Annotated in this window: 13 protein-coding genes; 4 read left to right on the top strand and 9 right to left on the bottom strand. The window is 69.5% G+C overall.

The window, feature by feature from the left end:
• Positions 1 to 270: 270 nt before the first annotated feature.
• From ACFRMQ_RS34210 to ACFRMQ_RS34200, 3 genes are all read right to left on the bottom strand, one after another.
• Positions 271 to 816 carry an SMI1/KNR4 family protein gene (locus tag ACFRMQ_RS34210; protein WP_380734668.1) on the bottom strand — a complete coding sequence of 182 codons (546 nt, stop codon included), beginning with the start codon at positions 814 to 816 and terminating at the stop codon, positions 271 to 273.
• A gap of 1021 nt (positions 817 to 1837) precedes the next feature.
• Positions 1838 to 2407 carry a hypothetical protein gene (locus tag ACFRMQ_RS34205; RefSeq protein WP_380734667.1) on the bottom strand — a complete coding sequence of 190 codons (570 nt, stop codon included), beginning with the start codon at positions 2405 to 2407 and terminating at the stop codon, positions 1838 to 1840.
• Between the two features lie 158 nt (positions 2408 to 2565).
• On the bottom strand, positions 2566 to 2811 hold the full coding sequence (locus tag ACFRMQ_RS34200) for a hypothetical protein (protein WP_380734666.1): 246 nt from the start codon (positions 2809 to 2811) through the stop codon (positions 2566 to 2568).
• 136 nt (positions 2812 to 2947) lie between these two features.
• On the opposite strand from ACFRMQ_RS34200, the gene ACFRMQ_RS34195 reads away from it, so the two are divergent.
• Both ACFRMQ_RS34195 and ACFRMQ_RS34190 read left to right on the top strand, forming a co-directional pair.
• Entirely contained in the window at positions 2948 to 3469 is a 522-nt protein-coding gene (locus ACFRMQ_RS34195; RefSeq protein ID WP_380734665.1) for a peptidylprolyl isomerase, read from the top strand.
• Between the two features lie 65 nt (positions 3470 to 3534).
• The gene (locus ACFRMQ_RS34190) at positions 3535 to 3873 is read left to right on the top strand and encodes a hypothetical protein (RefSeq protein WP_380734664.1); all 339 of its coding nucleotides are present in this window, start codon (positions 3535 to 3537) and stop codon (positions 3871 to 3873) included.
• 6 nt (positions 3874 to 3879) lie between these two features.
• Here the strand turns inward: ACFRMQ_RS34190 and ACFRMQ_RS34185 are convergent, their stop codons facing one another.
• The 6 genes from ACFRMQ_RS34185 to ACFRMQ_RS34160 form a co-directional block, all read right to left on the bottom strand.
• The gene (locus tag ACFRMQ_RS34185) at positions 3880 to 4476 is read right to left on the bottom strand and encodes a ricin-type beta-trefoil lectin domain protein (RefSeq protein WP_380734663.1); all 597 of its coding nucleotides are present in this window, start codon (positions 4474 to 4476) and stop codon (positions 3880 to 3882) included.
• Positions 4477 to 4793: 317 nt separating this feature from the next.
• Positions 4794 to 4952, bottom strand: a complete 159-nt coding sequence (locus ACFRMQ_RS34180; RefSeq protein WP_380734662.1) for a hypothetical protein — start codon at positions 4950 to 4952, stop codon at positions 4794 to 4796.
• 66 nt (positions 4953 to 5018) lie between these two features.
• Entirely contained in the window at positions 5019 to 5564 is a 546-nt protein-coding gene (locus ACFRMQ_RS34175) for a ricin-type beta-trefoil lectin domain protein (RefSeq protein WP_380734661.1), read from the bottom strand.
• Positions 5565 to 5819: 255 nt separating this feature from the next.
• On the bottom strand, positions 5820 to 6344 hold the full coding sequence (locus ACFRMQ_RS34170; protein ID WP_380734660.1) for an RICIN domain-containing protein: 525 nt from the start codon (positions 6342 to 6344) through the stop codon (positions 5820 to 5822).
• A 210-nt stretch (positions 6345 to 6554) separates the two neighbouring features.
• Positions 6555 to 6812 carry a hypothetical protein gene (locus tag ACFRMQ_RS34165; RefSeq protein WP_380734659.1) on the bottom strand — a complete coding sequence of 86 codons (258 nt, stop codon included), beginning with the start codon at positions 6810 to 6812 and terminating at the stop codon, positions 6555 to 6557.
• Entirely contained in the window at positions 6809 to 7201 is a 393-nt protein-coding gene (locus ACFRMQ_RS34160) for an ATP-binding protein (protein ID WP_380734658.1), read from the bottom strand. The genes ACFRMQ_RS34165 and ACFRMQ_RS34160 overlap by 4 nt, the downstream gene beginning before the upstream one ends.
• A gap of 236 nt (positions 7202 to 7437) precedes the next feature.
• Between ACFRMQ_RS34160 and ACFRMQ_RS34155 the strand changes: the two genes are divergently transcribed.
• Together ACFRMQ_RS34155 and ACFRMQ_RS34150 are read left to right on the top strand one after the other, a co-directional pair.
• The gene (locus ACFRMQ_RS34155; RefSeq protein ID WP_380734656.1) at positions 7438 to 8295 is read left to right on the top strand and encodes a helix-turn-helix domain-containing protein; all 858 of its coding nucleotides are present in this window, start codon (positions 7438 to 7440) and stop codon (positions 8293 to 8295) included.
• On the top strand, positions 8292 to 8483 hold the full coding sequence (locus ACFRMQ_RS34150; RefSeq protein ID WP_380734655.1) for a DUF397 domain-containing protein: 192 nt from the start codon (positions 8292 to 8294) through the stop codon (positions 8481 to 8483). The genes ACFRMQ_RS34155 and ACFRMQ_RS34150 overlap by 4 nt, the downstream gene beginning before the upstream one ends.
• Positions 8484 to 8518: the final 35 nt, after the last annotated feature.

Below are 8518 nucleotides of genomic sequence, written 5' to 3'. Positions count from 1 at the left end.
GGCCGGGGACGCGGCGTCAGTCGCCGCCCCCGGTGTCCGCGCCGCCGTTGCCGACCCGGCGGGACCAGGTAGGGAGGGACCAGGTAGGGAGGGACGTAACCGGGCCAGCCTTCCAACGCCCCACCGGCGACCCCGTCACTCAGCCCGGACAAGTCGCCCGAACCGTAGAACAGATGCCCCTTCAGCACGGGCTGATCCCGTTCCGGACGACCTGAGGCTTGGGAGGTTCCGCTCAGGTCGTCGGCGGACGAGCGTGAACAACCGTGCGCGTTACAGCGGCTGCTGCCAGTTTCGGTAGGTGTGAGGGGAGTTGGCAAAGCCACTGTCGCTGAACGGGTTCGGAAGCATGCCGCTGAGGGTGCCGAAGAGGAATTCACCGAAGCCCGCCTCGAAACGCACCCAGCGTTCCTCTCCATACTGGACCTGGCGCCTGAAGACGACGATGTCCCAGCTGTCGGGGTCTTGGGCGTCGCAGAGCCAGAAGACCACGTCGCTATTGGCGCTCCTCGCGAAGGGGAGAAGCCTCCCCTCCTCCAGGTTCTCCTGGGCAGTACCAGTAGGGGTCGGCGGCAACTCTCCCGGGTCGAAGTCCAGTTCGTCGACGAGGACGCCGTACGGGGAGGCACCCACCGGTGGTGTTCTGATGCTGAGGTATTCGTCCAACTCCCCGCCGCCGTACAGCGCGACAAAGTCCCGGTAATCGGAGGGCAGACGTAGGCCTGTGGTCTGTGCCAGCTCGTCCCAGTCGACGCTGTCGCCCGGGGTGATCGGTTCTCCGAGAAGGGTCAAGAGGCGGCTTACGGCTGGGTGGGCCAAGGTGGTGTCTCCTCTGCGGGGTGGCGCGCTTCGATCAGTCACCGTACTGCCCAGCGTCCTGTCCAGTGCCGCTGTGGATTGACCTGCCGAGACAATTCCAGCCGCTCCCTGCGGTGTGGATCGAGTTCGAGCGATGTAGGACATCTTGATCGTGTAGGGCACGTTTCGGTTGCCCTCGTAGGGCGGGGCCACCTGATGGAGCACGATCCAACAGTGGTGACGGTACGGACGACTACCGGGGCGCCTTCGGAGCAGTCCGCCATGAGGTTGCCCACCAACCCGCGCCTTCGCTGGGCACTCGGATTGCCCTTCGCCCTGGCCGCGGCCGGTGCTGCGGCGCTGCTCCACCTCGGAACGGGAGACGACCGGGATGGTCGCCCGGGTCCGATCACGCCCTCGAACATCGCCGGGCGGCGCACCGCTTGTCCGGTCGGCGAAACCACCGAGGCCAGCGGTCGTAGCGATACGAACGCCATTTGAGGGGCCCTCCAAGACGCCTCCCATCAGGAGCCTTTGAATGTCCAGCAGCTATTCGCGCCGGCCTCGACCAGCGAACAGGCGGTGCCCCACCCCGCAGGCCTGTCCGCCCAGTACTGCGACCTCGTCATCACCGTCGGCCCCACCTCTGGGCATGCCTCGACTGCCGCCGCCACCGCCAACCCGCGCACCACATTCGTTGCGATCACCCCGGATGGTCAGCCTGCGCCGGCCGGGATCGCCTCAGGGTGCCGCCCGAGCCGGCCGAGGTGGGTGATGACGCAGGCGAGCCCCACCACCCCATGACTCGGTCAGTCGCCGCCCCCGGTGTCCCCGCCGCCGTTGCCGATCCGGCGCGGCCGGTGGCGCTCGACCCGTGTTGGGGTATCGCGACGGGTTTGGCGGTGCGAGCCGTCAGCCACCGTCGCGACCAACTCAGTTCGCCGGCGCGGCGCGGTTCGGTCGGCAACACCTGGTGGAGGCGGTCCCGGACTCCGGCCTCGTGCCGGCTCCGCACGGCGCCATCCGCAGCCGGACGTGGCCATCACTCCAAGGGCCTCTCCTGTAGTTCCAAGCCCGCTTCCTCGTCCTTGTCGTGCAGGAAACGCGGTTCGGAGACGGACCGAAGGCCTGCATCGCTGATCGGCCATTCGTCGAACCCGTCGCGCAGCAACCTGAGTAGAAACTCCGCCATCCCGTACGGGTACACGGACCAGGCCGCATGGAATCGGGAGTAGACGGCCACGGGCCACTGGTCTGGATTCTCGTCCGAGGTGACCCAGCAGAGGAAGTCCTCTTCCGTGAGTCCCCAGAGGAGCATGTCCTCGAGACGGTGCAGGCCGGCTTGGGCCGGATCCCTCCAGTCTCCCGCACCCTCGTCAGCCAGCATGCCGGCGGGAAGTGTCGACACGAAATTCCCGGTGAGCTCGGCAGTCGTGGTGGCAGGCGCTTGAACGTACAACGCTTGTTCGACCGAACCGCACCCGAAGGCGGTCATGAACTCCTGATAGTCGGAGGGGAGCCGCCGCCCGTACGTGGCCTCCACGGCCTCCCAGTCGACGACGTCCCCGCAAGTAGGCCCGAAACACGACAGAAGATTTGTCAGTTCGAACATGATTTCCCGCCCTTCCATGAGTTTTCGGACGGAACGGTGTGACCGTTGCGGTTCGGATCACCACTGACCTGCTGTGATGACTGAATCGCCTCAGGGTGCCGCCCGAGCCGGCCGAGGTGGAAGACAACGCAGGCGAGCCCCACCACCCCATGACTCGGTCAGTCGCCGCCCCCGGTGTCCCCGCCGCCGTTGCCGGTCCGGCGCGGCCGGCTGCGCAGGAAGGCGCGCAGCGCGCTCCCGGCGCCGAGCGTGAGGGCCGCGACCGCGCGCGTCCAGCGCGGCCCGCCCCGCTCGGCCCACACCACGCAGCCGCACCCCGCCACCACCAGGACCAGCACGCCCACCAGAACCGCACCGACCACCACGACCACCCGTCCTTCGTTCCCGATGCTTCCCGTACGCATCGACGCGTGAATCGTCCCACCCGGTTCGGCGGCGCGGGCGCGGGCTGTGCCAGGATGCGGTGGTCAGACGGCCCAGGTCACCCCGCACCGGCCGCACCCCGTACCAGCCACATCAGCCGCACCCCGAGGAGTCCCCGTGGCCACTGCCCGGTTCGCCACCCTGCACACCACGGCGGGCCCGATCCGCCTGGAGCTGTTCCCCTTCCACGCACCGAAGACGGTCCGCAACTTCGTCGAACTCGCCGAGGGCACCCGGGAGTACACCGACCCGCGCACCGGCGAGCCGGGCACCGGACCGTACTACGACGGCACCCTCTTCCACCGGGTGATCAAGGGCTTCATGATCCAGGGCGGCGACCCGACCGGCACCGGCACCGGCGGCCCGGGCTACGCCTTCGCCGACGAGTTCCACCCGGAGCTGTTCTTCACCAAGCCCTACCTGCTCGCGATGGCCAACGCCGGCCCGGGCACCAACGGCTCGCAGTTCTTCGTCACCGTCGGCACCCCCACCCACCTCAACCGCCGGCACACCATCTTCGGCCAGGTCGCCGACGCCGCCTCCAAGGCCGTGGTCGACGCGATCGCCGCCACCCCGACCGAGGACGAGCGCCCGGTCGAGGACGTCGTGGTCACCTCGGTCGAGATCGAGCACGCCTGACCGCGGTGATTCCCGTTCGAGGCGCCTTCCCCTCCCGCCCGGTCCGAGGCGTCCGGGCCCGCTACATGCGCCAGACGAGCTGCCCGGGCGACGTCGGCATCGTGGTCGTGGACTTCGAGCCCTGGGAGGAGGGCCTGCGCATCGAGGCCGCCCGCGACGCCACCCTCGCGGGCGACCCGGCGCCCGGGGACGTGGAGCGCTTCCACGCCGCGTTCGCCGACGGCGTGCGAGCCGAACTGGCCGAGCGACTCCCGGGCGTCCCGGTGGCGTTGGCGCTGGTGGTGCACCACACCGTGGTGCACCTGATCGACTCGCGCGAGCACTCCTTCCGGATGGCCGGACGCCTCGCGGTGCGCCAGGCGCCGGCCTCCCTGGAGGCGCCGTCGGCCCGGGGGAGCGGCTGAGGGGGGTCAGTACCCCGCGGGCACGGTGGCCCAGTGCTGGGCGAAGGTCCCGTCGCCGCGCGTGACGGTGACCGCGCCGCCGATCAGCGCGCTCCCGGTGAGGTACAGGCCGGGGTGCGCCGAGGGCGAGATCGTGTGCCTGCCCTCCGACCAGTAGCGCGTCGTCCACTGCTGGTTGACGTCGTTCCTGTCGCAGGTGCGGAGCGTGACGCCGCCGCCCCGGAAGCCGCTCGGCGCGGTCAGGCACGTGCCCGTCGCCTTGTTCTTCAGCAACTGCTTGCCGGGGGTGCCGCTCAGGCTCCAGAGCTGGTGGTCGTTGTACTGCTGGCGGTTGGCCGTGATGACCCTGCCGAAGCTGCTGCCCTCCAGGGTCTTCACGACGTGGTCCGGCGGCAGGACCTCGTACCGGTACCAGTTTCCGGCCTGCTGGACCGGCGAGGGCGTCGGGATCGGCGAGGGCGTTTGGACCGGCGAGGGCGTTTGGACCGGCGAGGGCGTCGGCGTAGTGGCCGCCGTGGCCAGGCCGGGGGTGGCGCCGAGCAGGAGGGCGGCGATGGCGGCGGTCGCGATGCGCTTGGCAGGAGACATGGTGGTCGCTCTCATGGGGTGTCCCTTGTGGGGTGTCCGAGAGGTGCGCGGGCTCTGTGCGCGGACGGCGTCGGAAGCCCGGCGGGTGGTGGGCACGGCGATGCTTCGTGCTCACCCGACCAGGCTAACCAGATGTCCGGCTGCCCGCAGCTCCGCGCGAACACGCGGGTCGCGGGCGCGTGGGGGAGGCGGAGGGTGACGCCCTGGGCGGGCGGTGGCGGACGCGTAGGCCGCCGCCCGCCGGAACGCGGGCGACGGCCTACAGGTGGTGATGCGTCAGAACGGCTCGGACGAAGAGGAGTTCCGGTGCTCGCGCGACGCCTCGGCCGGGATCAGCACGCGTACCCGCTGCCGCCGTCCGGGAGCAGGTCGTCCTTGACCCAGCCCTCCAGCGCGGTGCCGCTCTTGCGCAGGTGGGTCCACGTCCCTTCGCTCTGCGTGGTCGTGTAGCAGTGGTGGAAGACCTGGTCGCCCGGGTTGAGGAAGCCCACGACGCCGCACGTCGTGCCGGGCGCCGGGTGCCGGGTAGGGCGCTGGGGTGGGTCGGCGGGCGGGGATCAGTAGCCCGGGGGCACCAGCTTCCAGTGCTGGGTGTAGGTCCCGTGGTAGCTCTCCACGGTGGCCGAGCTGCCGATCACTCCGGTCCCGGTGAGGTAGAGGTACGGGTAGGCCGTGAGTGAGAGCGTGTGCCGGCCCTCCGACCAGTACTCCAGCTTCCACTGCTGGTTCACGTTGGTCGCGTCGCAGGTCCGGAGCGTGACGGGGCCCTTGGCATCCTTGCCCGGTGCGGTCAGGCACGTGCCGGTCGCCTTGTTCTTCAGGAGCTGCTTGCCGGCGGGGCCGATCAGGCTCCAGAACTGGTGGTCGTTGTTCTGCTCGCGGTTGGCCATGACGACCTTGCCGCTGCTGCTGCCGTCGATGCCTTTCGTGGAGAGCTGGTCCGGTGGCAGGACCTCGTACCGGAACCACTGCTCGGTCTGCTGAGACGGCAGGGTGGTCTGCGGGGTGGCCGCCATGGCCAGGCCGGGCGTGCCGCCCAGCAGTGCGGCGGCGATGGCGGCGGTCGCGATGCGCTTGGCAGGAGACATGGTGGTCGCTCTCATGGGGGTGTCCCTTGTGGGGTGTCCGAGAGGTGCGCGGGCCCTTGCGCGGATGGCGCCGGAAGTCCTGCGAGTCGCGGAGGCGCGGGAGCGGATCGCCGGCCCGCCCCGGCTGCCGGGCCTCCAGGGCCCGGTGGGCACAGGGATGCTTCGTGCCCACCCGACCAGGCTAGCCAGATGCCCGGCGGCCCGCAGCTCAGTGGGAAAGCGAAGGTCGCGGGCGCGTCGCCGGTGCCGACGGGCCGGTCGGGAGGGTCGCTACGTCACGGACCTCATGGACCACTGCTGGTTGTCCGCCGCCGCGTAGGCCCGGAGGAGGGCTTTGTCACTGCCGGCCTGGGCGCCGCCGGTGAGGGCGAGGGACGGGTGGGCCTTCGGCGAGATCTCGACCTGACTGCTTGTCACGTAGTGGACGTCCCACCGCTGGTTCGGATTGTTCTTGTCGCAGGCCTGGACGGTGACGGGATCCAGTGTGTCGTTCGGCGCGGTCAGGCACGTGCCCGTCGCCCTGTTCTTGATGAGCGGCAGCCCGCCGATGTCGCTCAGGTTCCACTGCTGGTGCTTGTTCCCGGGGTCGGGAGCGGCCGTGATGGCCTTGCCGCTGCCGTCGATGTCCAGGTTCCCGGCGGGGAGGCCGAGTGGATGGATCATGAACTGGTGCCATTCTGCGGACAGTTGGGACGGCGTGGCGGTCGTCGGGGTGCTGGCCGAGGCCAGGCCGGGGGTGCCGCCCAGCAGTGCGGCGGTGATGGCGGCGGTCGCGATGCGCTTGGCAGAGGGCATGGTCGGCACTCCCATGTGGGGTGTTCGAAAGGCGTTCTGCTGCGGATGGCGCCGGAAGCCCTGTGGGGGTTGCGGGTGCGGTTCGTCGGCGCCCCTGGCTGTTGGGCCTCCGGGGCCCGCTGGGCGCGGCGGTGCTTCGTGCCCGCCCGACGACCAGGCTAACCACATGTCCGGCCGCCCGCAGCTTCGCGGGCGGGGCGGCGGAAGCCGTCAGTTCGCCCAGCTGATACGGATCTCGTGGTCGCCGGCGGGGATGGTGAGGGCGGGGGCGTCGGTGAGGTCGCGGATGAGGTCGCGCTTGGCGCAGGGGCCGGTGAGGCGGCGCTCCAGGGCGTAGTGCTGGAAGCGGGACATCGGGAGGTGGCAGACGGCGTTCCAGATCCGTTCGAGGACGCCGGCGCTGAGGGTGTGGACCTCGGGGAGGCGGAGGCCCGGGATCTCGACGCGGACGTCGTGGTCGGCCCTCACGCGGTCACCTCGCACCAGACGATCTTGCCGACCGGGTTGCGGGGCTCGCAACCCGTGTTCTTGGAGAGGGACTTGACGAGGTGGAGGCCGCGCCCGGCCTCGCCGTCGAGGGTGAGGGCGCGCAGGACGGGCCGGCGGTCCCGCAGGGCGTCGTGGACCTCGATGCGCAGGCGGGTGGAGTCGAGGTCGAGGGCGAGGTAGATGCGGTGGCCGGGGGGCGTGCCGTGCAGCAGGGCGTTGGTGACGAGCTCGGAGACCAGGAGGAGCCCGGGGGCGAGGTACGGCTCCGAGGCGGCGGAGGAGCGGAGGAGTTCGGCGAGGTGCTCGCGGCCGATGTGGGGGGCGCGGCGGCTGCGCGGCAGCCAGGCGGCGGAGGAGTTGCAGGACATGGCGAAGACGCCTTCCAGGAGCGGAGTTTGAAGCCATGCGGGGGCATGGGGATGCCCGGTAGCGGCCACCCGTGGTCACTCAAGCGACCCGAGATGCTACTCCCTGTAGCATGCTCCGCGATGGCGCTTTTGCGCAAGCGCTCTCCCGCGCAATTGCGCCGCGCCGCAAGAGTCTTGTGATCACCGAGGGAGGTGGCAGACTGTGACCCGACGTCAACCAAGAGGGAGCGACGAGCGTGGACAGTCCAACCGTGCTGCGCCGTAGGCTCGGCTCCGAGCTGCGGAGATTGCGCGAACGGACCGGGCGTCAGGCCAAAACCGTCGCGGACGAACTCGGCTTCAGCGCGACCAAAGTGTCGCGGATCGAGTCAGGCCAGACGACCCTGAAGGAATCCGATGTCCGTGCGATGCTCGAACTGTACGGCGTTGGCGACGAGACCGAGTTGCGGCAGTTCATCTCCCTGACCCGCCGCAGCACTCAGCGCGGCTGGTGGCATGACTACGCGGACACGCTGCCGGAATGGTTCCAGACCTACGTGGGTCTTGAGGCCGACGCCGCGCGGATTCGATCGTACGAGTCAGAGTTGGTTCCTGGGCTGTTTCAGACCGCCGACTACGCGCGTGAGGTATTTCGGCCCTTCCGATCGGAACAGAACGGCGACCAGGCCATCGAACGACGGGTGAGGCTCAGGCTGCAACGTCAAGAGCTCATCCGGAATCCGGAACCACTCGTCGTGCACGCCGTGCTCTCCGAGGCTGTTCTTCGGCGCGTGGTCGGCGGCGATCAGGTCATGACGTCGCAGGTGATTCACCTGGTTGAGACCGCGCAACTGCCCAATATCACCATCCAGGTGCTTCCGTTCAGTGTGGGTGCCCACGCGGCTATGGGGACGAATTTCCGCATACTTTCCTTCTCGGACGTGCCTGGTGAGGTCGTCTTCTGTGAGTCAGTCACCAGCAGCCTCTACATCGAGAAGGAAGCAGACATCATTCGACACGAGACTGTCTTCAGCCAACTAACGTCGTCGGCGATGTCTCCGGAGGACTCTGTCTCCTGGATGCAGAAGCTGGTGAAAGAAGGGTACGGAGCATGAACTGGCACAAGAGCAGCTACAGCAACCCCTCCGGTGGTGACTGCGTCGAGGTGGCAGAGGGTGCCACCGGCAGCGTCCCGGTCCGTGACAGCAAGGACCCCCACGGCCCGGCCCTCGCCTTCACCCCCGAGGCCTGGCGGTCCTTCGTCGCCGGCATCCACGCGGGCGACTTCCCGGCCGCCAACTGACCCCGTACCGTGGGCTGCCCCGCACCGTGCGGGGC

Source organism: Kitasatospora sp. NPDC056783 (genome assembly GCF_042789895.1).
GTDB lineage: Bacteria > Actinomycetota > Actinomycetes > Streptomycetales > Streptomycetaceae > Kitasatospora.
The sequence above is the reverse complement of the archived record's forward strand: the minus strand, read 5'-3'. Positions and strand labels throughout refer to the sequence as shown.